This window comes from Paenibacillus sp. 11B (genome assembly GCF_030487755.1).
In the GTDB taxonomy this organism is placed as follows: domain Bacteria; phylum Bacillota; class Bacilli; order Paenibacillales; family Paenibacillaceae; genus Paenibacillus; species Paenibacillus vandeheii.
The window spans coordinates 102,767-127,654 of sequence record NZ_JAUKNS010000002.1 but is presented as its reverse complement, the minus strand read 5'-3'; the positions used below and the strand labels follow the sequence as shown (position 1 = coordinate 127,654).

The 24,888-nt window shown below is 47.6% G+C and carries 22 protein-coding genes; 18 read left to right on the top strand and 4 right to left on the bottom strand.

Going from position 1 to position 24,888, the window contains the following annotated elements; translation table 11 throughout:
* Positions 1-673: 673 nt before the first annotated feature.
* The 5 genes from glpX to Q0V21_RS09105 all read left to right on the top strand — a co-directional run bounded on the left by glpX (position 674) and on the right by Q0V21_RS09105 (position 6,333).
* The gene (gene glpX / locus Q0V21_RS09125; RefSeq protein WP_024631999.1) at positions 674-1,750 is read left to right on the top strand and encodes a class II fructose-bisphosphatase; all 1,077 of its coding nucleotides are present in this window, start codon (positions 674-676) and stop codon (positions 1,748-1,750) included.
* 220 nt (positions 1,751-1,970) lie between these two features.
* The gene (locus tag Q0V21_RS09120) at positions 1,971-3,017 is read left to right on the top strand and encodes a LacI family DNA-binding transcriptional regulator (RefSeq protein WP_301878535.1); all 1,047 of its coding nucleotides are present in this window, start codon (positions 1,971-1,973) and stop codon (positions 3,015-3,017) included.
* Positions 3,018-3,053: 36 nt separating this feature from the next.
* Positions 3,054-4,226, top strand: coding sequence for a Gfo/Idh/MocA family protein (locus tag Q0V21_RS09115; RefSeq protein WP_079344613.1), 1,173 nt, complete (start codon positions 3,054-3,056; stop codon positions 4,224-4,226).
* 162 nt (positions 4,227-4,388) lie between these two features.
* Complete coding sequence (locus Q0V21_RS09110; RefSeq protein WP_024631996.1) at positions 4,389-5,117, top strand: ThuA domain-containing protein; 729 nt, start codon at positions 4,389-4,391, stop codon at positions 5,115-5,117.
* A gap of 109 nt (positions 5,118-5,226) precedes the next feature.
* On the top strand, positions 5,227-6,333 hold the full coding sequence (locus Q0V21_RS09105; protein WP_301878533.1) for a Gfo/Idh/MocA family protein: 1,107 nt from the start codon (positions 5,227-5,229) through the stop codon (positions 6,331-6,333).
* A gap of 78 nt (positions 6,334-6,411) precedes the next feature.
* Here Q0V21_RS09105 and Q0V21_RS09100 read toward each other — a convergent pair whose 3' ends face one another.
* Both Q0V21_RS09100 and Q0V21_RS09095 read right to left on the bottom strand, forming a co-directional pair.
* On the bottom strand, positions 6,412-7,230 hold the full coding sequence (locus tag Q0V21_RS09100; RefSeq protein ID WP_301878532.1) for an SPL family radical SAM protein: 819 nt from the start codon (positions 7,228-7,230) through the stop codon (positions 6,412-6,414).
* Positions 7,227-7,814, bottom strand: a complete 588-nt coding sequence (locus Q0V21_RS09095; RefSeq protein ID WP_301878530.1) for a bifunctional transcriptional activator/DNA repair enzyme AdaA — start codon at positions 7,812-7,814, stop codon at positions 7,227-7,229. Before Q0V21_RS09095 ends, Q0V21_RS09100 begins: the two co-directional genes overlap by 4 nt.
* Positions 7,815-7,998: 184 nt before the next feature.
* On the opposite strand from Q0V21_RS09095, the gene Q0V21_RS09090 reads away from it, so the two are divergent.
* The 3 genes from Q0V21_RS09090 to Q0V21_RS09080 all read left to right on the top strand — a co-directional run bounded on the left by Q0V21_RS09090 (position 7,999) and on the right by Q0V21_RS09080 (position 10,714).
* Complete coding sequence (locus Q0V21_RS09090; protein WP_301247027.1) at positions 7,999-8,979, top strand: Gfo/Idh/MocA family protein; 981 nt, start codon at positions 7,999-8,001, stop codon at positions 8,977-8,979.
* A 24-nt stretch (positions 8,980-9,003) separates the two neighbouring features.
* Positions 9,004-9,720, top strand: coding sequence for an SAM-dependent methyltransferase (locus tag Q0V21_RS09085; RefSeq protein ID WP_301878527.1), 717 nt, complete (start codon positions 9,004-9,006; stop codon positions 9,718-9,720).
* 100 nt (positions 9,721-9,820) lie between these two features.
* Complete coding sequence (locus Q0V21_RS09080) at positions 9,821-10,714, top strand: NAD-dependent epimerase/dehydratase family protein (protein WP_079344627.1); 894 nt, start codon at positions 9,821-9,823, stop codon at positions 10,712-10,714.
* Positions 10,715-10,860: 146 nt separating this feature from the next.
* Here the strand turns inward: Q0V21_RS09080 and Q0V21_RS09075 are convergent, their stop codons facing one another.
* The gene (locus Q0V21_RS09075; RefSeq protein ID WP_301878526.1) at positions 10,861-11,871 is read right to left on the bottom strand and encodes a LacI family DNA-binding transcriptional regulator; all 1,011 of its coding nucleotides are present in this window, start codon (positions 11,869-11,871) and stop codon (positions 10,861-10,863) included.
* Between the two features lie 411 nt (positions 11,872-12,282).
* Here Q0V21_RS09075 and Q0V21_RS09070 point away from each other — a divergent pair, with 411 nt between their 5' ends.
* The 4 genes from Q0V21_RS09070 (at position 12,283) to Q0V21_RS09055 (ending at position 16,893) form a co-directional block, all read left to right on the top strand.
* Complete coding sequence (locus Q0V21_RS09070; protein WP_301878525.1) at positions 12,283-14,073, top strand: L-fucose isomerase; 1,791 nt, start codon at positions 12,283-12,285, stop codon at positions 14,071-14,073.
* Between the two features lie 41 nt (positions 14,074-14,114).
* Positions 14,115-15,617 (top strand): rhamnulokinase, encoded by a 1,503-nt coding sequence (locus Q0V21_RS09065; RefSeq protein WP_301878524.1) that lies wholly within the window; start codon positions 14,115-14,117, stop codon positions 15,615-15,617.
* A gap of 80 nt (positions 15,618-15,697) precedes the next feature.
* Positions 15,698-16,360 carry a class II aldolase/adducin family protein gene (locus Q0V21_RS09060; RefSeq protein WP_301878523.1) on the top strand — a complete coding sequence of 221 codons (663 nt, stop codon included), beginning with the start codon at positions 15,698-15,700 and terminating at the stop codon, positions 16,358-16,360.
* Positions 16,361-16,542: 182 nt separating this feature from the next.
* Complete coding sequence (locus Q0V21_RS09055; protein ID WP_094939639.1) at positions 16,543-16,893, top strand: hypothetical protein; 351 nt, start codon at positions 16,543-16,545, stop codon at positions 16,891-16,893.
* A gap of 108 nt (positions 16,894-17,001) precedes the next feature.
* Here the strand turns inward: Q0V21_RS09055 and Q0V21_RS09050 are convergent, their stop codons facing one another.
* Positions 17,002-17,634 carry an FMN-dependent NADH-azoreductase gene (locus Q0V21_RS09050; RefSeq protein WP_301878521.1) on the bottom strand — a complete coding sequence of 211 codons (633 nt, stop codon included), beginning with the start codon at positions 17,632-17,634 and terminating at the stop codon, positions 17,002-17,004.
* Between the two features lie 184 nt (positions 17,635-17,818).
* Here Q0V21_RS09050 and Q0V21_RS09045 point away from each other — a divergent pair, with 184 nt between their 5' ends.
* The 6 genes from Q0V21_RS09045 (at position 17,819) to Q0V21_RS09020 (ending at position 24,815) form a co-directional block, all read left to right on the top strand.
* Positions 17,819-18,757, top strand: a complete 939-nt coding sequence (locus tag Q0V21_RS09045; protein WP_285075697.1) for a DNA-binding transcriptional repressor DeoR — start codon at positions 17,819-17,821, stop codon at positions 18,755-18,757.
* 229 nt (positions 18,758-18,986) lie between these two features.
* Positions 18,987-19,661 (top strand): deoxyribose-phosphate aldolase, encoded by a 675-nt coding sequence (deoC, locus tag Q0V21_RS09040; protein ID WP_079344641.1) that lies wholly within the window; start codon positions 18,987-18,989, stop codon positions 19,659-19,661.
* 281 nt (positions 19,662-19,942) lie between these two features.
* Complete coding sequence (locus Q0V21_RS09035) at positions 19,943-21,133, top strand: NupC/NupG family nucleoside CNT transporter (protein ID WP_024631981.1); 1,191 nt, start codon at positions 19,943-19,945, stop codon at positions 21,131-21,133.
* A 30-nt stretch (positions 21,134-21,163) separates the two neighbouring features.
* Positions 21,164-22,342, top strand: coding sequence for a phosphopentomutase (gene deoB / locus Q0V21_RS09030; protein WP_079344643.1), 1,179 nt, complete (start codon positions 21,164-21,166; stop codon positions 22,340-22,342).
* Between the two features lie 146 nt (positions 22,343-22,488).
* Entirely contained in the window at positions 22,489-23,196 is a 708-nt protein-coding gene (deoD, locus tag Q0V21_RS09025) for a purine-nucleoside phosphorylase (RefSeq protein WP_024631979.1), read from the top strand.
* Positions 23,197-23,513: 317 nt separating this feature from the next.
* Positions 23,514-24,815 carry a pyrimidine-nucleoside phosphorylase gene (locus Q0V21_RS09020; protein WP_024631978.1) on the top strand — a complete coding sequence of 434 codons (1,302 nt, stop codon included), beginning with the start codon at positions 23,514-23,516 and terminating at the stop codon, positions 24,813-24,815.
* The last annotated feature ends 73 nt before the right edge of the window (positions 24,816-24,888 follow it).

The window sequence follows — 24,888 nt, the reverse complement described above, 5'->3', positions numbered from 1 at the left end:
AAAGTTTGGGCAAAAATTCAGATCATATGTGTGTAATGAATAAAAATGTAGAAAAAATGGACCTTTTGAGGGAAAACATTAAAAATCGAAGGATTTATTGTACGTAATAATTATTATGTAAACTTATTATTTTCGATGACCTCCATAAGCTGTATCTATATTGATAGTCATGTCCAAAGGGCGTATAGAGCTGGATTTGGGTGGTTTTTCAGGTCGAATCTTTGAAGAACATACCTTGCACATAACCTCATCAATATTGTTCCTTTGGCAGTGCATCAAGGCTGTAAATGAGCCTACGAAAATCGTTTTCGATGAATGTGAGAACGTTTAGTATTTTTCTCAGTAGATTCAGTTTTCATATAATAAACACCTTGTTATCTGCATTAATTTGTTCGGATTTGCCTTTTTACACTCTCAACGCGATGAATATGGAGTTTCAAAAAATATAAAATGAATCGACCGCTTCAAACCAGTGTTATTCGGTGGATTAGAAGTGTAAAATAGCTTGTTCAAAGTTGTAAAACTGTGTGTATTTATTGAGGAGAGAACGAATGGGTCGTTTTCCCAAAAGCGAGCTGTTACGCCTGTTTTAGATCAATTTCATATGGATTTGCGATGGATTTAGTACCGCTTTCAATGTATGCTTTTGGAAACTGGAAAGGAAGTGGGAAAAATGGAACGCGAACTGGCGTTGGAAATTGTCCGAGTAACAGAATTGGCTGCGTTAGCTTCAGCTCCCTGGATGGGGAGGGGCGACAAGAATAGTGCAGATGAGGCAGCTACTTTGGCTATGCGCGCCATGTTCGATTCCGTGTCCATTCGCGGCACGGTGGTAATCGGTGAAGGAGAAATGGATGAAGCACCCATGTTGTATATCGGCGAGGAAGTCGGCAACGCTGAGGGACCCGAGGTTGATGTGGCTGTAGATCCTTTGGAAGGTACAGAGATTGTAGCCAAGGGCCTCAACAACGCTTTATCGGTTATTGCAGTGGCGGGAAAAGGCAACCTGCTCCACGCACCGGATATGTACATGGAGAAGCTGGCAGTTGGGCCGGCTCTAGTCGGCAAGGTCAGTATTGAAGACCCGGTTGAGGTGACATTGGAGAAAGCCGCAGAAGCATTGAACAAAAACATCTCAGATCTAACTGTCATGATTCTTGACCGTGTCCGGCATGAGAGCACGATCAAAACTTTACGAAAGGTTGGAGTGCGAATCAAGTTCCTTAGTGATGGTGACGTTGCTGGTGCGATGGCACCTGCGTTCCCGGAGGCGGGAATTGATCTGTATGTCGGATCAGGTGGAGCGCCGGAAGGCGTGCTTGCTGCAGCCGCACTGTCTTGCCTGGGTGGAGAGATTCAAGGTCGCCTGATGCCTGCCAACGCAGATGAATTCCAGCGCTGCTTGCAGATGGGGATCGACAATCCCTACAAAGTATTAACGATGCAGGATATGATCGGCACGGAGGATGTTATTTTTGCGGCAACGGGTGTGACCCCGGGTGAGATTTTAGGCGGTGTGCGTTACCTCGCAGATGACCGGGCTGAGACCGATTCCATCGTTATGCGTGCCAAAACTAAAACCATTCGTTTCATCCGTTCTCAGCATTTCCTTCCGAATAAAGAAGTGTTGCACAAAGTGCGGCAGCTTCAATCGACACCTGAACCTTCGGATCGCATTCAGAGTCAGGTCACCATTTTGGAACAGGCGGAGTTCAGTCAATCATCCGTTGGTAACGGTGTGACGACCTAAATTAAAATTGTTCTCGGCTGTGAATATGGGACAAGTTACAGGAGAATAACATAAGAAAAGGATGGGGAATTTGTTTACACAAATCCTCATCTTTTTTTATGTTAAAAGCATTGACAACGGTTACAACACATGAGAAGATGTACGCGCGTACATAAATATCATATTTTATAGATTGCATCGGTTTTGCATGTGTTCAGGAAACATGAAGGAGGTGAGATCCATGGCATCCCGTAAAGAAGTGGCTGATCTTGCCGGTGTTTCGGAAGCTACAGTATCCCGAGTTCTTAATGGCGTTGGTCCTATTAAAGAAGAGACCCGTCGCAAGGTGCTCGAAGCTTCCGAGCAGTTGGGTTACGTGCCCAGTGCACTGGCCCGCAGCTTTGCGAGAAGTAAAAGCGGTAACCTTGGCGTGGTGTTGCCCTACGTTCCGAAGGCGCACTTGTTCTCGGCATATTTCTTCTCGGAAATGCTGAGCGGCATTGGGAGCAAAGCCAGGGACAGCGGCATGGACCTGCTGGTCATGTTCAGGACACCGGGTGAAGTGATGAATTATACGGATCTGTTCCGCCGTCAGAAAGTGGATGCCTGCATCATTCTCGGCGCGCGAGATGATCACGGGGAATTGGCAGCCATGCAGCAGCTTCAGCAGGAGGGGCATCCGTTCTGCGTCATGAATCAGCACTTTGCAGGCGAATCATTCATGGAAGTGGATGCTGATCATGTGGAGGGCAGCAGGCTGGCAATACGCCACTTAACCGATCAGGGGTACCGGAATATTGCCTTTCTCAATGGTCCGGATAGTTATTCCAACAGTCAGGAGCGGCTTCAGGGCGTTCAGATCGGACTGAATGAGGCCGGAATGAATATGGATTCCAGCCTGCTGCTGGAGGGGAATTACGGCAGACGAAGCGGGGTGGAGGCTGCTGCCACCATTGCAGCCAGGCTTAGCGAGATTGATGCTGTATTTGCTGCGAATGACCGGATGGCGATCGGTGTTATGCATGGTTTGCGCGAGCGCGGAATCAAGGTTCAGGATTTCCCCGCATTCGTGGGTTACGATGACTCCGATGCTGCGGAGATGGCGGTTCCACCGCTGAGCAGCGTCAGGGTTCCCTTTTATGAAATGGGAGAACTGGCTGCATCCAAGCTGATTCATGGATCATTGGGGGCAAGAGCTTCAACTGCCAGTCCTGAAGTCACCCCAGTAACTGCAAGGCAGTTGTTGCCTACGGAGCTGATTATCCGTGCATCTTCAATCCGCAATTAATACATTACAAGCTTTATCCCAAAGGAGGAAATGACCATGTCAAATCGTCTTCGTGTCGGAATGGTTGGATACAAATTTATGGGGAAAGCCCACAGCAATGCTTATCGTAGCCTGCCGATGTTTTTCCCGTCTGCCCCGTTGCAGCCCGAGATGTCGGTAATCTGTGGACGCAACGAGCAGGGAGTTCAGGAGGCTGCCAGCCAGTTTGGCTGGTCTGAAAGTGTAACGGATTGGCGTGAGCTGGTACGACGTGATGATATCGATCTGATCGATATTAATGCTCCAAGTGATGCTCATAAGGAAATCGCTCTGGAAGCCGCTCGTCAGGGTAAACATCTGTTCTGCGAAAAGCCGCTGGCTCTATCGCTCGCTGATTCGCGTGAAATGCTCCAGGCTGCAGAAGAAGCAGGAGTTGCGCACATGGTTGGATTCAATTACCGCTTCTCTCCGGCTGTGCAGCTGGCTAAAGAATTGGTGCAAAGCGGACGTCTGGGCAAAATCTATCATTTCCGCGCATTTTTCCTTCAGGACTGGATTATGGACCCTTCGTTCCCGCTGGTATGGCGTCTGCAAAAGGAAGTAGCAGGTTCCGGCTCGCATGGCGATCTCGGCGCACACCTGATTGATCTGGCACGCTTCCTGGTCGGCGAATTCAAGGAAGTGATCGGGATGAGCGAAACGTTCATTAAGGAGCGGCCGCTTGCTTCGGAAATGACCGGACTTAGCGCCAAAGGCAGCTCGAACGCAGATGCTCCAAAGGGTGAGGTGACGGTCGATGATGCCACTTTGTTCCTCGCGCGGTTTGCAGATGGTGCGCTGGGCAGCTTCGAGGCTACACGCTTTGCAGCAGGTCACCGCAGTACTAACTCGTTTGAGATTAACGGCAGTCTGGGCAGTGTCCGGTTTGATTTTGAACGGATGAATGAACTGGAAGTGTATTTTACAAAGGACGAGGAAGATGTGCAGGGCTTCCGCCGTGTTCTGGCAACCGATCCGGCACACAAATATTCAGAGGCCTGGTGGCCTGCAGGTCATACGATTGGGTTCGAGCATACGTTTACGCATGAAATGCTGGAGCTGGTGACTGCAATCTCCGAAGGACGTCAGCCTGAGCCAAGTTTTCACGATGGCGTTGCCTGTCAAGCGGTATTGGAAGCGGTTGAACGTTCCGTTACAGAGCGCCGCTGGGTATCGTTAGAAGAAATGTAAGTGGTCCGACCACTGGAACTGTGAAGTGCACGTCATGTTGGCACTCATTTGAAATAAGAACTAGATATAAGCCTGGATGTTTTGGCCTCTGAGAGGTCTTGATTTTGTGCAAGGTCCGATAGAATAACAATAACTTAACTTCCGGAAAGCGAGTGATCGGTGATGAGCAAAGCACTAATCGTATGGGGCGGCTGGGATGGACATGAACCGGAGCAGGTAGCAGCGATATTTGAACGCATTTTGAAGGAAGAACAATTCGAGGTCGAGGTTTCAGATACACTGAATGCTTATGCGGACGCAGACAAACTGTTGGGTCTGGATCTGATCGTTCCCCTGTGGACGATGGGGCAGATTGAACAGGAACTGGTCAATAACGTATCTGCGGCTGTTCAGAGCGGCGTGGGCCTTGCGGGTCTTCATGGCGGGATGTGTGATGCGTTCCGTAACAACGTCGACTGGCAGTTCATGACGGGGGGACAGTGGGTTGCGCATCCGGGGAACGACGGCGTGGAGTACACGGTAAACATGAAGCGTGGTTCCAGTCCGCTCTTGGATCATATTGAAGATTTCCAGGTGAAAAGTGAACAGTATTATTTGCATGTGGACCCTGCTGTGGAAGTACTGGCAACGACTCGTTTTCCAGTCGTTAACGGCCCTCATGCAGCGAATGGCCCGGTGGATATGCCTGTTGTTTGGACCAAACGCTGGGGCGCTGGTCGTGTATTCTACAACTCGCTCGGACACCATGCAGACATCGTAGAAATGAAGCAAGTTACTGAAATGATGCGCAGTGGTTTCAAATGGACTGCAGCAGGCAAAGCGCTCGCCCAAAGCCGCACGGATGCAGTCGCTGAGGTATACACAGGAATGGCAGATAACCAAAATAACTGATTTAATTCTAAAAGGTATCCGTTGAGATAAATATTTTTGCCCACATAACAGCGATCTGAGAATCGTTCTGGAAGCGCCATATCAAGTGGAAAACGAGGGGAGCCCTGGCATGAAAACAATGAAAGTAGGCATTATAGGCTGTGGTAAAATCAGCGGTATTTATATGGAGAACTGTCATCGATTTGAGGTGCTCGATCTTGTTGCGGTTGCAGATCTTGACCGGAACAGGGCTGAGGAGCAGGCAGCTGCCTATAATGTTCCTAACGTGTACACGGTTGATGAAATTTTGGCAGACCCCGAGATCGATCTGATCATTAATTTGACGATTCCTGCCGTTCATGCGGATGTATGCTTGCGAGCGCTCGAAGCAGGCAAACATGTCTACGTGGAAAAACCACTCGCTGTTACACGTGAAGAGGGTCAGGCAGTTCTGGAAACGGCCAAGCGCAAAGGTCTGCTCGTAGGCTGTGCGCCGGAGACGTTCTTCGGTTCGGGCATTCAGACTGCTCTCAAAGTGGTGGAGGATGGTGTCATCGGCAAACCTGTGGCAGCCACTGCATTCATGATGAGCCGTGGGCATGAGCACTGGCATCCCGATCCGGAGTTCTATTATGCAGCCGGTGGCGGGCCGATGTTTGATATGGGGCCTTATTATCTGACTGCGCTCGTACAGTTGCTTGGGCCAATCAAGTCGATAGCTGGCATGACAGGCAAAGCGATGGAACAGCGGACGATTACGAGTGAGAAGAAGAGAGGTCAAACCGTACCTGTCGAAATCCCAACACATGTAGCTGGATTATTGCAATTTGAACAGGGAGCGATCGGTACGCTGATCACGAGTTTTGACGTATTTGGCGGCAGTGTACTGCCACCAATTGAAGTATATGGCACCCATGGAACCCTCCAGGTTCCTGATCCAAACACATTCGGCGGTCCGGTTCGTTACCGTTTGCTGGGTGATGAGGAGTGGACTGAAGTTCCACTTCTGCCGGGATATCAGGAAAATACACGCGGTATCGGTGTCGCTGATATGGCTTATGCAGTGAACAGCGGTCGCGATCACCGGGCGAGTGGAGAATTAGCCTATCATGTGCTCGAAGCCATGTGGGCGTTCCATGACTCTTCGGATGAACAGACTTTCTATAAAATGGATAGCACGTGTCAGCGCCCGGCTGCACTGCCTGCAAATCTACCATTGTACACGCTCGATCAATAATCGATCAAGATAAAGCTATAGCCCTGACTCCCAATACGTGGGAAGCAGGGCTATTTTTCATTTTATGTTCAAGCATGATTAAGGTTCGAATCCAGCCTGGCTAATCCAGATTTCATGTTCCGCAAAATGCGCCTTCATTCGTTGAGCTACAATTTTGTAAGCTTCAGGGCTGTACCAATCTTCCTTACCTACTTGCTGGTAGAGCGATTCCATGCCAAGTCTCCGTGTTCGCTTGCCCTCACTGCCATCCCCCATGAAATAATCGTCAATGCATACCCGCTGGACAAGCGGTCTTAGGACGGCTGCAAAGTTTTCGCTGCTGGGCAATACGGGTGCAATAGCAGCCTGTGTGGGGATACCGGCATCCCGAAGTTGTTCCAAAGCTCGCAATCTGCCTGCAATTGGTGGAGCTGCCGGACTGAACTTTTTGCGAATATCGTCCAGGTCCGTTTCCACGGTCATGCTTACACGCACACGGTCACCCAACTTTTGCAGCAGATCGATATCTCGAGTCACGAGTGGGCTTCGGGTTTGAACCAATATAAAATCGGGCGGTTGTTCAACCATAACTTCCAGCAAGGAACGCGTGATTTGCTCCTTATACTCAACAGGCTGATACGGATCAGTACTGGATGACATAAAGATCGTGACTTTACCTTTCGTTTTCGCACGTTTCATCTCTTTGACAAGTACACTGGCGGCTTCCTGTTTCACATCAACCCAGCTTCCCCAAGGCTCATTGCGAAATAAAGATACTGGCATTTGCCTTACGTAACAGTAGGAACAGCCAAAAGCGCAGCCTGTGTAGGGATTCAGTGTATGCGTATAGCCATTAAGGAACCCGGTTCCTTTGTTCAGCAACGTCTTGGGTAATTTGTATAATAGGCTGGTCTTCATGATTCATCACGCCTCTGTTCACGGTAATTTGCAGGTGTGCATCCAGTATGTTTTCGAAAAACCGTAATAAAATATGCCGGATTGGCTATGCCGACCTGACGGCCAATATCGGTGACCGTAAGCCCGGTGCTTTCGAGCAAATTGCGGGCTTCGGTGACTCTTTTTTCCTGAATATACTCCACAGGCGTTTGGCCGGTAATCCGTTTGAACACACGATGCAGATGATACGGACTGCCGTGACTAACGTTTGCAAGAATATCAAGTGTCAGGGACTCGGCAAAATGATGCTCAATATAGTCTGTTACAACGGAAATCCACTCCTGATCGGGGACTCGCTCACCTGTTGGTTTGCATCGTTTGCATGGACGGAAATGTCGTTCCAATGCTTCTTCAGGGTTATTAAATATAGAGACATTCGCATATTTCGGTGCTTTCGACTTGCAGGAAGGCCTGCAAAAGATGCCTGTTGTCTTGACTCCGTAATAGAATTTGCCGTCGAAGTTGCTGTCGTTGTGGATAATGGCTTTCCACTGTTTGTCGTCTATAGGAACAGGATCTATTTGATAGGGGTTATAACTTTCCATAGAGATCACCTCAACTCTCATTATACCCCTGATTCGTTGAAATCGAGGGATTATCATACATAAAAGCAAGATATCAATATGTTGGAAATCTGCCTCCCTTCAATCTGAATGAAATATAGGCTACAATGTACAGGATGGCAAGCTGTTTTAAGTGTGTAATTTATTTACGAAAGAGGTAGATTGAATGGTTCGTTTCGGAGTGGTAGGTACCAACTGGATTACAGAGAGGCTTCTTGAGGCCGCTGCACAAGTCGAAGGATTCGAATTGACCGCCGTGTATTCAAGAACTGAAGATAAAGCTAATGCATTCGCAGATCAATATGATGCTGCATACCGATTCACCAATCTGGAAGAGATGGCGGCGAGTGATGGGTTCGATGCCGTGTACATTGCTACACCGAATACCTTTCATGCCGAACAGGCAGAGTTGTTTCTGAGAAACGGCAAACATGTCTTGTGCGAGAAGCCTTTGGCAGCCAATGGGGCAGAGGTTCGTCGTATGATTGATACAGCGCGAGAACATGAAGTTCTGCTCATGGAGGCCATGAAATCAACCCTTGTTCCCTCGTTCAAAATGGTACAGTCTCACCTACATAAGATTGGCCCGGTACGTAAATATGTGGCGAGTTACTGCCAGTACTCTTCCAGATACGACAAGTATAAAGAAGGAATCGTCCTGAATGCGTTCAAACCTGATCTCGCTAACGGTGCGTTAATGGATCTTGGTGTGTATTGTCTCTATCCATTGATAACACTGTTTGGTGAGCCTAACCAAGTTCAATCCCAGGCGATGATGCTGGAATCCGGGGTAGACGGACAAGGCAGTGTCATCCTGAATTATGATGAGATGGAAGCGGTAGTGACGTACTCCAAAATCTCCAATTCTCATGTTCCAAGCGAAATTATGGGCGAACGTGGCAGCATCATTATTGACAAAATTGGTTCACCTGAACATGCAGAGATACGCTACAATGATGGTACGATAGAGAAACTTACTGCCGAGCAAATTCACCCATCGATGTATTATGAGGTAGAGGAATTTGTAAATCTGATTCAGCAGGGCAAAAGGGAATCGGACATGAACACCTATGAACGTTCCTATGTTACCATGCAGGTGATGGATCAGATCCGGCAGCAGATTGGTCTTGTTTTTCCTAACGATTAATTCTGGAAAGTGAGCTGAGACGAGATGAGCAGAGATGAGCAGAAGAGCCGAGCAGCCGGCCTGGAGCTGGCACAGATTATTTTTATCGGGCGAACCTTCGAGGAATATATGAAGATGTTCAACCTGACTGTGGATGAGATTAAAGGCAAGTCCATTCTTGATTGTCCGGGCGGGGCTTGTTCTTTCAGTAGCCATGCGCGAGAGTGGGGTGTAGATCCTATGGCAGCGGATATTGCTTATGAATACGAGAGCGGCCAACTGGAAGCGAAGGGACTTCAGGACATAGAGCATACGATGAAACAAATGGAACAGGTACAAGAAAAATATAGATGGGATGATTTCGGTTCGATCCAGGGCTTGAAAGAAGAGCGTAGACGTGCAATCATCGATTGTGTAGCAGATATGAAACGTTTTCCTGACCGTTATGTGGCTTCTATACTGCCGGAGTTGCCTTTTGTCGATGAACAATTCGATCTGACATTGTCTGCGCATTTTCTGTTTACGTATGCAGATCGCCTGAATGCCGATTTCCATCTTCAGACGATTCTTGAGCTGTTGCGTGTGACCAAGCGGGAGCTGCGGATTTTTCCTACGGTAGACTTGTCTGGCAAACGTTATGAGCATATGGATGAACTAAAGGCTATACTGGAAGAACGCGGATATATAACTTGTGAAGAGAAAACTTCATACGAATTCCAGCGGGGAGCACATACGATGCTCCATATTGTGAAATCCCGGTAAAAATACCCGAGTTGCAACAACACAGCTAGCACTTCATTCATGAAGGTTTCAATAAAGATTAAGATACGTATGACCAGAACAGGTTAGGAGGTTTTATCGGATGAAAAAAGTACTTATACTTGGTGGGACACGTTTCTTTGGCAAACGTCTGGTTGATCATTTGCTTTGGGAAGGTAAGTCTCAGATCACCGTCGCAACTCGCGGCAAAACGGATGTAGACTTTGGACCTGAGGTTAACCGGATTAAAATGGATCGTGAAGATCCGAAATCTCTCGCCGAGGTTGCGCAGACCGACATGTGGGATATTGTCTATGACAACATCTGTTACTCGCCAGATGCGGCGAAGTCGGCATGCGAAGCTTTTGCAGGACGTACCCAAAGATACATTTTGACTTCAACTCTTTCGGTATATGGAGATCCCAAACCTGGATTTACGGAAGCTGATTTTGATCCGTACACCTATCCGGTGCAATATGGTAGCCATGAGGATTTCTCGTATGGAGAGGGCAAACGTCTTGCGGAAGCTGTGTTTTTCCAGGAAGCGGATTTCCCGGTGGCAGCGATGCGTATTCCGATTGTACTCGGAATTGATGATTACACGCGAAGACTTCATTTTCATATTGAACATGTGCAAAAAGGAAAACCTATCGGCATGCCAAATCCGGAAGCCGAGATTGGATTCATTAATTCCACGGAGGCCGCAAGATTTCTCGCTTGGCTTGGACATTCATCCATTACTGGACCTGTGAATGCAGCATCCAAAGGGGCTATAACACTCTCTTCCATGATGAAATTGATTGAAACGGTAACCGGCATGCAATCCCAGGTACTGTCCGAAACGATCAAAGAAGATATGTCACCCTTTGGAATTTCGGAATCCTGGACAATGGATACTTCCAAAGCAGAGCAGGCAGGATATACGTTCGAAGCATTAATGGATTGGTTCCCAGGTCTGGTTCGCGAAGTGGCTCTGGCACTTCAATCCGAGGGCTAGAATCCAAAATATGTATTAGAAATACTTTTAATATAAACACAAACAGGACGCAGTCAGAGAAGTCTTCTCCGATGCGTCCTGTTTGTATTTGCTTCAACCTACTATTTTTCTCGCGAGTCAGGAGTGATCTTAAAATGCTCTCCTGTTTATTTGGAAGGCACTGAGGCGGACGCGCGAATGCGCAGTTCAGACGGCATAATGACGCTCTGTGGCTCCTCAGCAGCCTTGCCTTCAATTCGATCGATCAGCATTTGCATGCCGATGGCACCGAAATCATAGGCAGGCTGTGCAGCAACAGTGAGAAATGGATCAAAGACGGATGCCAGATCCAGATCATCAAAACAGACGACCGAGATGTCCTCAGGCACACGCAGCCCCCGTTTACGTAAAAGTCGAATGACGCCAATGGCGAGCATGTTGTTTGCTGCAAATATGGCTGTAGGTTTGTACTGATGTGCAAGCAAACGGTCGATACCCTCTTCATCGCTGAAATCCCGATATCCTGTTCGAAGGATTAAGCCTTCATCAAAGGGCAGCTCGGCTTCCCGGAGTCCCTCCATATACCCTTCTTCTCGCAGCCGTGCAGTCGAAACCTCGGAAGAACCATTGACCAGAGCAATGCAGCGATGCCCCAGATTCGTCAGATATCGAATCAGCTGAAGCGCACCGTCTCGGCTGTCTCCAGCGATAACGTCCGATGTGATTCCCGGGACAGTACGGTCCAAAATGACAAACGGAATGTTGCGTTCCTGCAGCTGCTTCAAGTGATTCAGCGAGCGATCTCCTGCAGGTGCAAACAGTACACCATCCACACGGGTTGACAAGATCGTGTCCACATAATTTTTCTCCTTGTCATAATCCTCGTCACTATTACTGAACAAAAGGCGATAACCGCGCAGATTGGCAGCATCCTCAGCCCCTCGGGCCAGAGTCGTATAGAAGGGGTTGGTAATATCCGTAATCAGCAGTGACAGCATCTGGGTCCGTTGCAGCACGAGACTTCGTGCATTGGAGTTGGGGATGTAACCAAGTTCTTCAATGACCTGCTGCACACGCTCTCGTGTAGCCGGACTGATGCGGCCTGTTTGATTAATGACTTTGGAGACGGTCATGGCGGAGACGTTGGCTTTTTTGGCAATATCATAAATGGTGATCAATGGAATCTAACCTTTCCGCAACATAGTCTTTCCATTCTATAGGATAATGCCAATTGACAGCAACATAAGCTCATGCTATCTTAGGGTTACCGATAACCCTAATCATAAAAAAGTTGATTTATTTCAGTCTAACCGCTCTTCATTTTTGCTCACATCGCTTCCTTCATACTCAATAAGAGGACAGCATAACGGAGTCAATAATATAGAGCGGTTTATTTAAAAAAGTATTTGTAAACGCATTCATAACAAGAAAGAGAAGTGGCCGTTGTGGCATCCAACGGTAATGTGTTACCTCGGGTATCGGTGAACTGTAGGAAGAGAATCCTTAATTGGCCCCATCCAACTGCACACGGACAAGTCAGAAGTCATTCGTACCTAATCCATGAACCCATTGAAGGAGGACGTTTTAGTATGACACATCAGGATTACCGTTATAAACAGGCATTTCCGAAGATTGGTATTCGTCCCACGATTGACGGAAGACGCAAGGGTGTTCGCGAATCATTGGAAGAGCAGACGATGCGTATGGCGACGTCCGTTGCCGAGCTGCTCGCAGCAGAACTTCGTTATCCCGATGGATCGCCGGTTGAATGCGTTGTGGCCGAGTCTTGTATTGGCGGCGTTAACGAGGCAGCGGCAGCAGCAGAACTATTTAGTCGTTCAAACGTGGGTGTGACGATTACCGTTACCCCATGCTGGTGTTATGGAACAGAGACGATGGATATGTCACCTTCCATTCCTACGGCCATTTGGGGCTTTAACGGGACTGAACGTCCGGGTGCAGTATATCTGGCAGCGGTACTCTCTGCCCATGCACAGAAGGGAATTCCGGCTTTTGGCATCTATGGCGAGGATGTTCAGGATGGAGGAGATACGACGATTCCTGATGACGTTCGTGAGAAATTGCTACGGTTCAGCCGTGCGGGGCTTGCCGCTGCAACCCTGAAGGGACGTGCCTATCTCTCCATCGGATCGGTATCCATGGGCATTGCTGGCTCCATCGTAAACGATACTTTTTTCCAGGAGTATCTGGGCATGCGGAACGAATATGTGGATATGAGTGAACTGACTCGTCGGATAGAAGAGGAGATCTACGATCCCGAGGAGTATAAACTGGCACTGGCCTGGGTGAAGGAGAACTGCAGTGAAGGACAAGATAACAATCCTGCCCATCTGCAGACAGATCGCATACGCAAAGAGTATGAATGGGAAACGGTTGTGAAAATGACCCAGATCGTACGGGATCTGATGGCTGGTAATCCCAAGCTGGCGGAGCTGGGATTCACTGAGGAATCCATGGGCCACCACGCGATTGTCTCGGGATTTCAGGGACAACGGCAATGGACTGATCATTCACCCAACGGAGATTTTCTGGAGTCCATCCTGAACTCTTCCTTTGACTGGAATGGCAAACGATCACCTTATCTGGTGGCAACGGAGAACGACAGCCTGAATGGTGTGTCAATGTTATTCGGCTCCCTGCTTACACATACCGCGCAGATCTTCGCAGATGTACGAACCTATTGGAGTCCGGATTCGGTAAAACGCGTGACCGGACATCAGCTGGAAGGAAACGCAAAGGACGGTATTCTGCATTTGATCAACTCCGGTTCTGCAGCATTGGATGGTACGGGGCAACAGTCAAGAGCGGGTGAACCTGTGCTCAAGCCTTTCTGGGAAATTACAGACGAAGAGGTTCAGGACTGCCTGAAAGCTACCTCCTGGCGGCCAGCATCTGTGGAATATTTCCGGGGCGGCGGCTATTCGGCTGATTTTCTGACCAAGGGCGGTATGCCTGTTACGATGACACGTCTGAATTTGGTCAAAGGACTTGGTCCAGTGCTGCAATTGGCTCAAGGTTACACCGTTGATCTGCCTGAGGAAGTTCATGATACGCTGGATCAGCGTACAGATCCGACTTGGCCATCCACCTGGTTTGCGCCTGTCCTCACGGGATCAGGAGCCTTCACCTCGGTCTATGAAGTGATGAATCAGTGGGGCGCGAACCATGGCTCCATCTCTTATGGACATATCGGAGCGGATCTGCTGACATTGGCCTCCATGCTTCGTATCCCTGTAAGTATGCATAATGTGCCGGAATCCGAGATTTTCCGTCCGCGTGCCTGGGGACTATTCGGTACAAGTGAACCGGAAAATGCCGATTACCGAGCATGCAGCGTCTTTGGACCTTTGTATCGATAATATCCAAACGGCTTGACGCTGAAGCGAAGGAGGCAGGAGAAATGGGGATTCAGACAACACATGTGCTTGCTGCTGATTATGGCGCCGGAAGCGGTCGGGTAGTCCGGGGGACTTTTGACGGGAGCAAGCTCTCGTTACAGGAAATGCATCGATTCAGCAACGAACCCGTGCAGTTGGGGGAGGGATTGTATTGGGATTTCCTGCGACTTTTCCACGAATTAAAACAAGGTATTGTGAAAGGCATGCAAGGAACCTCGCATCCTGTCCGTTCCATTGCTGTGGATACGTGGGGAGTCGACTATGGATTGGTGGACGGGACGGGAAGATTGTGTTTTAACCCGCGTCATTACCGGGAATCACGTAATGCAAAGTGGATGGAAGAAGTCCTGCGCATGGTAAATGAAGAAGAGCTATATTCCATGTCTGGCGTCCTGCCACAACAGATCAATACCGTGTTTCAGCTGCTTGGAAGTGTACGCGAGCACCCTGAAGATCTCCGGCAGGGTGTGCGCATGTTGTTAATGCCGGATTTGTTTAACTATTATCTAACAGGTCAGCAGGCCTGTGAGTACACCATTGCGAGTACAAGCGGACTGCTGCATGCCGGGGAGGCCCGGTGGAATGAACAGCTGATTGGCCGACTGGGTATCCCGGAGACGTTATTCCCACCTCTCGTACAGCCCGGCTCGGTGCTGGGGCAGTTAACGGATGACTTGTGTGAGGAGTTGCGAACTGGACCGATGCAAGTGATATCTGTAGGATCACATGATACAGCATCCGCGCTGGCAGCTATTCCAGCGACAGATTCGGAATTTGCTTTTATTAGTTGTGGCACCTGGTCACTCATGGGCGTGGAACGTGACACCCCTGTACTGGATAATCGCAGCCGCCAACTGGGATTCACCAATGAAGGCACGGTAAATGGCAAAGTGCGAACCTTGAAGAATCGCTCAGGCCTGTGGTTATTGCAGGAGTGCAAACGACAGTGGGAACGGGAGAATCAATGTTTTAGCCATGAGGAACTCGTTCAGCTTGCTGCATCGGCAACCGCTCATGAATGTTATGTATCGCCTGGAGATGGAGTGTATTTGGCACCCGGTAACATGCCCGAGCGAATCCGGCAACAGTGCAGTTCCAGCGGCCAAACCATACCTGAAACGACCGGAGCCATTGTGCGTTGTATTCTCGAAAGCTTGGCGCTGGAGTTCAGACAGACTCTGGATGAATTGGAGCTCATTACAGGTACGCGGCCACGGGTAATTCATATGGTCGGTGGCGGCGTGCATAATCGCTTATTGTGCCAATTTACGGCGAATGCAGCAGGTGTTCCGGTGGTAGCCGGCCCAGCAGAGGCAACCTCGGCTGGCAACTGCATGCTGCAATTCCTGGCCCATGGTGAAATGAGCAGCTTGTCCGAGGTGCGGGAGATTATGGCTTCTTCCTTTTCTCCCGAGACCTATGAGCCAGAAGAAACCACAAGGTGGAAGGAAGCTTACGAAATCTATCAGAACTTGAATCAAACCTTGGCGAACAGATTCAATTAGAAGAGCATTTTGCGCTAGAACGATAAAAATCGATTCTGCAAACTGCTGAAATAGAAAAAGTCAAAGGAGTGGAGCAGAACATGTCTGAACAACAGGTAAGGGAAGAATTGACCAAATATGCCCGCAGAGCAGTTGCTCAGGGATTGGTGGTTGGCCCAGGGGGTAATCTGAGCGCTCGTTCCGAAGGAACGATGCTGCTTTCCCCGAGTGGTTATGCACTAGAGGATCTGGAGCCCGAGGAATGGATTGCAATTGATATTGCGACTGGAGAGACACGTGCCGGATCGACACGTCCTTCTTCCGAAGTATTAATGCACCTCTACAGTTATCGTGTAAATCCTGATATTCAGGCCATTGTGCATACACATCCGGCATACACCATCGCACTAAGTCTCGTTTTCAATGAATTGCCACATTTGTTCCCTGATCAGTCCGCACTTGTAGGCGATATTGGCTTCGTCCCCTATGTTCTGCCAACGACCAAACTTCTTGCCGATGCGGTGGCTGCAAAGGTTGAAGAGCACACAGCGCTTATTTTGGTAAATCACGGGTTGGTGACCACAGGTAAAAACCTGCGCGAAGCCTACTACCGCACCCAGGTAGTGGAGGAAAGTGCCAAGGTGTATATGATTGCCAAGGCAGCAGGGGAGCCCAAAGTGCTTACTGCGGAACAATACAAAGAGATTCAGTCTCTTGAAAGTGAAGCCTACCGCGTGCAGCTATTGCAACAACTAAAGTCCTAAATCATTATAGCGAAGTGAGCGAGATGAAAATGCTTATTCATCAATGTAAACCGCTACTTCCAGTAAAACTTGGAGATTCAGGTTAAGCACAAAGGACCACAATTTTTTTCGACAAGTATTGCATATCCCGAAATACCGAGTATAATACTGGGTAAATAGATGAAAAGGGGATGCAATAAACGATGAAAACACATGCTGAATTGAACTCACTTCTTGTTGACGATTATCTGGATCTCCTGAACATAGCAAAACAACTGGGTGATGAGGAGTGGAAACAGGCCATTCTGCAGGCACTGAAAGAAGAAGTGGATGCTAATCATCATTTGGATTCAACCGAGGTTAGACAGGATCTTTGGAATCAATTTGAAGGAATTAACGAACAGATGCATGATCTGTTAATGCAACTCAAACACGCTGATCGTCCTGAAGAGAAAGAACAGATTATTGAAGCCATCTGGGGACTGAAGGTAGACCGCAATGCCATTACTCGTAAACTTGAAACCATGAGCCGTTCCAGTGCTGGACAACATTAAAGCTCTAACGTTTATTATAAAAAAATAAAAACCCGCGTGCCGCCCTATGGAATTAATATTCCATGGGTTGGCATGCGGGTTTTGTGTTTGTTGCTGTACTTGTTCTATTTAAGCATTAAACTGTTTGGCGAGCGTACGTGCCTCATCTATGGCTTGCTGTTTGATTTCTTCAGCGCGTTCCTTGTACTGGTTATGTCCTTCCACAAAAATCCCCTCAAGCTTCGGAACACCCAAGAAAGACATAATAATACTCAAATAACGATGGCCGGATTCCATTTGGGCCGCAGGTCCTTCAGAATAAATGCCGCCACGGGCCTGAATATGCAGTGCCTTTTTGTTGGAAAGCAATCCGACCGGGCCCTGCTCCGTATAGCGGAACGTTTTGCCAGCCACGCAGATGGAGTCAATATACGCCTTCATAATTGGAGGAAAGGAGAAGTTCCACATCGGTGTCACAAAAACATATTTGTCAGCAGAAGCGAATTGGTCTGATAATTCATTCAAACGTTGAACTTTGGCCTGTTCTCCAGAAGTCAATTCGCTGCCGGATTGAAGTTTACCCCATCCACTGAACACATCAGCATCAATATGAGGAATATCTGAGCGATACAGATCCAGATGAATGACCTCATCCGAAGGGTGGCTTTCACGATATGCATCAACAAACGCTTTACCTGTTCCCATACTGAAGGACGTTTCATGGTCATGAGGATGGGCAGTAATATACAATAATGTAGACATGCGGTTCTTCCTCTCTATGATGTTTTTGCCCCAAAGGGCTCACATTAACAAGCGACCAATGTAGTATGCATCGTTAGTAACGTTTTATACCTGGATAGTGACCTGGTACTCAATCATGTATAATATAATGGTGTAGGTGAAATCCGAACGATAACAGGAATGAGTGAGATGAGCGCATATGGGAATGGATCTGGAGAAGCAACGATTAAGCATTGAAGCAGCGAAATTGTATTATCAGTCGGATTACAGCCAGCAGGATATTGCGGTAAGGCTGGGTGTGTCACGTCCAACCGTATCGCGGTTACTTCAGTATGCGAAAGATCGCGGTTACGTTCGCATTGAAATTATGGACCCCCTGGAGGATATCGACATTATCGCCGGGGAGCTCAAGACCAAGTATAATCTGGATACTGCGCTTGTTTGTTTTGCCCCGTTGAAGAGTGATGAAGAAATTTTGAAACATATTAGCAAGAGAGCAGCAGATTACTTACAGGATACGGTGCAGGATGCGGATATTATTGGCGTAACCTGGGGGACAACGATGAACGCCGTAGCCCGTCAGCTTCGTCCCAAGCAAGTTAAAGGCGTGGAAGTGGTTCAACTTAAGGGAGGCGTAAGCCATTCCCATGTGAATACGTATGCGGCAGAAATTGTTCATTTATTTGCGGAAGCGTTCCATACAGTTCCCCGATATTTGCCTTTGCCAGTGATCTTCGACAATATTGAAGTCAAAAAAATGGTGGAAGCAGACCGACATATTGGCAGAATTGTGGAGCTTGGCCGACAGGCGAATATTGCCATGTTTACGGTAGGTACCGTGAAGGAAGATGCACTTTTGTTCAGGCTGGGGTATTTTAATGATGAAGAACAACAATTGCTGATGCATTCCGGTGCGGGTGACATTTGTTCACGTTTTTTTGATGCCGAGGGCCGATTGATCAGTGAAGAAATTAACAACAGAACCGTCGGAATTGATCTGGCCGAGCTGCGAAATAAGGAGAAATCCATTCTCGTGGCCGGGGGAAAGCGCAAAATAGAGGCCATTCATGCTGCGCTCAAAGGTCATTACGCCAACATTTTGGTAACAGATCAATACACAGCTCAGGCTCTGCTCCGATTATAATTCAATGGATGACAACATCTGCCACGCGACATGGGCGGATGTTTTGCTTTCTTAGACAAAAGCTATACTGTACGATTTCTTCCCGGTAAGGGAAGTCTTTTGTTTAATGAAGTTTTCATGGAATGTATTAAGATTTCAACGATGAACAAAAGTTCATATTGATTTTTACATATGTTCATGTTAGGGTAGGGATATAGAAAATAACTAGTTCAGATAAGGGGAGATTCAAATGACTACACCACAATTAGCCAAAATGATAGATCATACCTTGCTTCGTGCAGATGCAACACAAAGTGAAATGGCAAAATTGACCGAAGAAGCGAAACAATATCAGTTTGCTTCTGTATGTGTTAACCCGGGCTGGGTAGCTTATGCTGCTGAACAACTTCAAGGTACTGGCGTAGATATTTGTACCGTTATCGGTTTCCCTCTGGGAGCTTCCACTTCCGAAACCAAAGTGTTCGAAACCAAAGACGCTATCTCCAAAGGAGCTACTGAGGTGGATATGGTTATCAACATTAGTGCGATGAAAGACGGCAAAGATGACGTTGTGGAACAGGATATCCGTGCAGTTGTTGAAGCAGCAGCGGGTAAAGCTTTGGTGAAAGTCATTATTGAAACTTGTCTGTTAACGGATGAAGAGAAAGTACGTGCATGTCAAGCAGCAGTAAAAGCTGGAGCTGACTTTGTCAAAACGTCCACAGGTTTCTCTACGGGTGGAGCAACGCCAGAAGATATCGCTTTGATGCGTCGTACCGTTGGTCCGGATGTGGGCGTTAAAGCTTCCGGCGGCGTGCGCAGTCTGGAAGATATGCAAAAAATGATCGATGCAGGAGCAACTCGCATTGGCGCAAGTTCCGGTGTGAAAATCATGCAAGGCGAACAATCTACATCTAATTATTAATTCGTGAGTAACTTAGCACGATAAATTCCAGCAGATGGAATGCTTGGATGATTTAAAAGGTAACTTGTTCTTCATATCTCGCTTTGGACGGATGTGAAGAACAAGTTTTAAATCTGATTCTGATTTTTCCTTTTCTATTTTTTTGATTATAACAGGATCACAAAAGACCGAATTTATTGTAAGCGCTTCAACCGTTTTCTGAAAGGTTAATTCTTCACATTTATGGGAAACCTTTGAGCTGAATGAACATCCGGCTTAACTACCTTCAAAGGAGAGATAGAATGAAATTCCTAATTGCCCTTCTTGGTATACTTGTTGTATTTGGACTAGCTTATCTGGTCAGCAACGGTAAGAAGAAGATCCGATATCGTCCACTAATTATCATGATTGTTCTGCAAGTTATATTGGGATACGCATTGTTAAACACAGGAGTGGGTACCTTTTTGATTAGCGGTTTCGCAAACGTATTTGAAAGTTTGCTTGGCTATGCTAATGACGGTATTTCGTTTGTATTCGGTGGCTTGACTACCGTTGGTGCAGACAGTGGGGGCGCGCCATTCTTCCTCAGTGTATTGATGCCGATCGTTGTCATCTCAGCGCTCATTGGTATATTGCAGTATATCCGAATCTTGCCTTTTGTTATAAAATATATTGGTCTGGTATTAAGCAAAGTCAACGGAATGGGCAAACTGGAATCATATAACGCGGTTGCTTCGGCTGTATTGGGGCAATCTGAAGTGTTCATTTCTGTGAAGAAACAAATTGGGTTGCTGCCAAAACATCGGCTGTACACCTTGTGTGCTTCGGCGATGTCCACAGTATCGATGTCGATTGTCGGTGCCTATATGTCCATGATTGATCCGAAATATGTGGTTACGGCACTTGTGCTGAACCTGTTTGGCGGTTTTATCATCGCTTCCATCGTGAATCCATATGAGGTTACCGAGGAAGAAGATATATTGGAAGTACAGGAAGAGGAAAAACAATCCTTCTTCGAAATGCTGGGCGAGTACATTTTGGATGGTTTCAAAGTTGCGATCGTTGTAGCAGCGATGTTGATCGGTTTTGTGGCTTTGATCGCACTTGTTAACGGGATCTTTAGTGCAGTACTCGGTATTTCGTTCCAGGAACTGCTTGGTTACGTGTTTGCACCATTTGCCTTCATTATGGGTGTTCCTTGGAAAGAAGCGATTCAAGCGGGAAGTATTATGGCTACCAAAATGGTATCCAACGAATTCGTTGCCATGCTTGATCTGACCAAACAGACTACATTGTCTGCCAGAACAACAGGGATCGTATCCGTCTTCCTCGTATCGTTCGCCAACTTCTCTTCGATCGGTATTATTGCCGGTGCGGTGAAGGGACTTCATGAGAAACAAGGTAACGTGGTGGCCCGCTTCGGTCTGAAACTGCTTTACGGTGCATCGCTTGTCAGCGTGCTGTCTGCGATCATCGCCGGACTGTTCTTGTAAAGCCGGATTATTGGAAGGAGTGCTTAAGTTATGTCAACATTCAAAAGAGTACATCTGATCGTTATGGATTCAGTGGGAATCGGTGAAGCGCCGGATGCGGCAGAATTCGATGATTTCGATGTCGACACCTTTGGACACATTGCACGTGAACGCGGAGGGCTGAAAATGCCTCATATGGCCAGTCTTGGACTGTCCAATATCAAGGAAATTGAGGGTGTCCCTGTAGCGGATGCACCAAAAGCCTTTTATACCAAGATGCAGGAAGCATCCAGAGGGAAAGACACCATGACGGGTCACTGGGAATTGATGGGCCTGTACATTGATACTCCTTTCCGTGTGTTCGCAGACGGATTCCCGGATGAATTGATTCAGCGCATTGAGGAAAAAACAGGCCGCAAGGTGATCGGGAACAAACCGGCTAGCGGCACGGAAATCATCGATGAATTGGGCGAAGAGCATGTGAAAACAGGTGCCCTGATTATATATACATCCGCAGATTCGGTTCTGCAAATTGCAGCCCATGAGGATGTTGTTCCACTGAAAGAATTGTATGAAATCTGTGAGTTCTGTCGTGAGATTACTCTCGACGATCCGTACATGCTGGGCCGCATTATTGCCCGTCCGTTTGTAGGAGAAGTGGGTAACTTCAAGCGTACAGCTAACCGTCATGATTACGCACTTAAACCGTTTGGCCGTACCGTGATGAATGAACTCAAAGATGGTGGATTTGATGTAATCGCTTTGGGTAAAATCGCAGATATCTACGATGGAGAAGGCGTAACGAAATCTGTACGTACCGTTTCCAACATGGATGGCATGGACAAACTGTCTGAAACAATGGATGAAGCGTTCACTGGACTCAGCTTCCTGAACTTGGTTGACTTCGATGCCTTGTTCGGACACCGTCGTGATCCACAAGGCTACGCTCAAGCACTGGAAGAGTATGATGCTCGTTTGCCTGAGATTTTTAGCAAAATGACGGACGAGGATCTGCTGCTCATCACAGCTGACCATGGTAATGACCCAACCTACCGTGGCACGGACCATACCCGTGAGTATGTTCCGCTGCTTGTGTACTCTCCGCGCTTCAGCGAGGGTAAAAAGCTTGAACTGCGCAGCACGTTTGCAGACGTTGGTGCAACAGTAGCTGAGAACTTCGGCGTGAAACTGCCGGAATACGGTACAAGCTTCCTGAAGGATTTGAAGTAGTCCGAATTCTTATCTTTAACTGAACTTGGGGAAAGCTTTTATTTTCTTAGAACATACAATTGGACAGGACAACCATTTGGGCAGCTTCAGCTGCTCCGGTCCCTGGCCTTCATTCAAACTGATGGATAACTGGAGGAGATTTAATCATGAGTACACATATTGGAGCTAAACCCGGAGATATCGCAGAAACAATCCTTTTGCCAGGAGACCCGTTGCGTGCAAAATTTATTGCGGATACGTACCTTGAAGATGTTGTTTGTTACAACGAGGTTCGCGGAATGCTCGGGTTCACGGGTACATATCAAGGACACCGTATCTCGGTGCAAGGCTCGGGCATGGGGATTCCATCGTTCAGCATCTATGCCAACGAACTGATCAGCGAATATGGCGTAAAAAACCTGATTCGTGTCGGAACTTGCGGAGGCATGCAAGAGCATGTACGTGTTCGGGATGTTATCCTTGCTCAAGCTTCATGTACCGATTCCAGCATGAACAAGCTTGTATTTGGTGGATATGATTTCTCCCCAATCGCGACGTTCTCCCTGCTGAAAGAAGCGTATGATCGTGCAACGGCTAAAGGCATGAAAATCCATGTCGGTAACGTATTCAGCTCCGATTCCTTCTATCGTGACGACCGCTCTGTTACTGAGAAATTGATGCAGCACGGCGTACTGGGCGTGGAGATGGAAACAACAGCACTGTACACACTCGCTGCTAAATTTGGCGTAAATGCACTGACCATCCTTACTGTAAGTGATCACTTGCTGACAGGTGAAGAAACTACAGCCGAAGAACGCCAAAAAACGTTCAACGACATGATGGTGGTAGCACTGGAAACAGCAATTACGCTGTAATTGTTGCATTTTATATTCAATAATCAATTGATTTTGATCGAAACTTTTGTTTTGAGCACGTAGTGAAGGAAACGGAATCGATTCTGAAGAAGCGAAGCGTTCGCCTTTGTCTCCAAGTTTCCAAATTACAAAAACCATAAAATTTACACGATAACGAAGAGGGCAGAAAAAACCTGAAGAAGCGAAGCGTCCGCCTTTATCACCGGATTTTCCCCTTAGAAAAGGGAATCAGAAAAATCTGGGGATAACAGCGGTTGGAAGGTTGTTCTGCCATCGAAGTGACCCGTGTAAAACACCACAACGAAGGAGAGATCATCATGAGAATGGTAGACATTATTGCCAAAAAACGCGACGGAAAAGAACTGACTACAGCTGAGATTGATTTTGTTGTTCAAGGATATACACAAGGAGAAATCCCGGATTACCAAGTCAGCGCTTGGGCGATGGCCATATTCTTTAAGGATATGACAGACAAGGAACGCGCAGATTTGACCATGTCCATGGTGAACTCGGGCGAGACGATTGATCTGTCCGCAATTGAAGGCATCAAAGTAGACAAGCACTCCACGGGAGGCGTGGGCGATACCACAACACTGGTACTGGCACCACTCGTTGCAGCTCTCGATGTTCCTGTTGCCAAAATGTCCGGACGTGGATTGGGTCACACTGGTGGTACAACAGACAAACTGGAATCCGTTGCAGGCTTCCATGTAGAGCTGGAGAAAGAAGAGTTCATCCGACTCGTTAACGAACATAAAGTCGCGGTTATCGGTCAAAGTGGCAACCTCACACCGGCAGACAAAAAGCTCTATGCTTTGCGTGATGTTACAGCTACCGTTAACTCCATCCCACTGATCGCAAGCTCCATCATGAGTAAGAAAATTGCAGCAGGTGCCGATGCCATCGTACTGGATGTCAAAACAGGTGCTGGTGCATTCATGAAGACTACGGAAGATGCAAAAGAACTGGCACATGCCATGGTAAGCATCGGTAACAATGTAGGCCGCAAAACCATGGCTGTTATTTCCGATATGTCCCAACCACTGGGTCTGGCTATCGGTAACGCGCTTGAAGTGAAAGAAGCCATTCTCACACTGCAAGGTAAAGGACCGAAAGATCTGGAAGAACTCTGTCTGGCACTTGGACGTCAAATGGTATTCCTTGCTGGCAAAGCAGACTCCCTGGAGCATGCTGAGGAGAAATTGAGAGAAGTGATCCAGAACGGTAAAGCACTGGAGAAATTCAAGGACTTCCTGGCAAACCAAGGTGGAGACGCTTCGGTTGTAGATCATCCGGATCGCTTGCCACAAGCGAAATATCTGGTTGAAGTGCCAGCGGATAAAGACGGATATGTAGCTGGTATCGTCGCTGACGAAATCGGTACTGCTGCAATGCTGCTCGGCGCAGGCCGTGCAACGAAAGAATCGGAGATCGACCTCGCTGTGGGCCTGATGCTCAACAAAAAAGTGGGTGACCAGGTTAAAGCTGGCGAATCCCTCGTAACGATCCATGCGAATCGTGAAGACGTGGCAGACGTGATCGCGAAGATCAAAGAAAACATTACGATTTCGGATCATGCCGATGCACCTGTGCTGGTACATGATATCGTAACGGAATAATACACAAGTCAGACAAGATTTAACCTTATGTCTGAATGAAATTTCAAAGACCCGAAGCTATGCATCCTTAGCT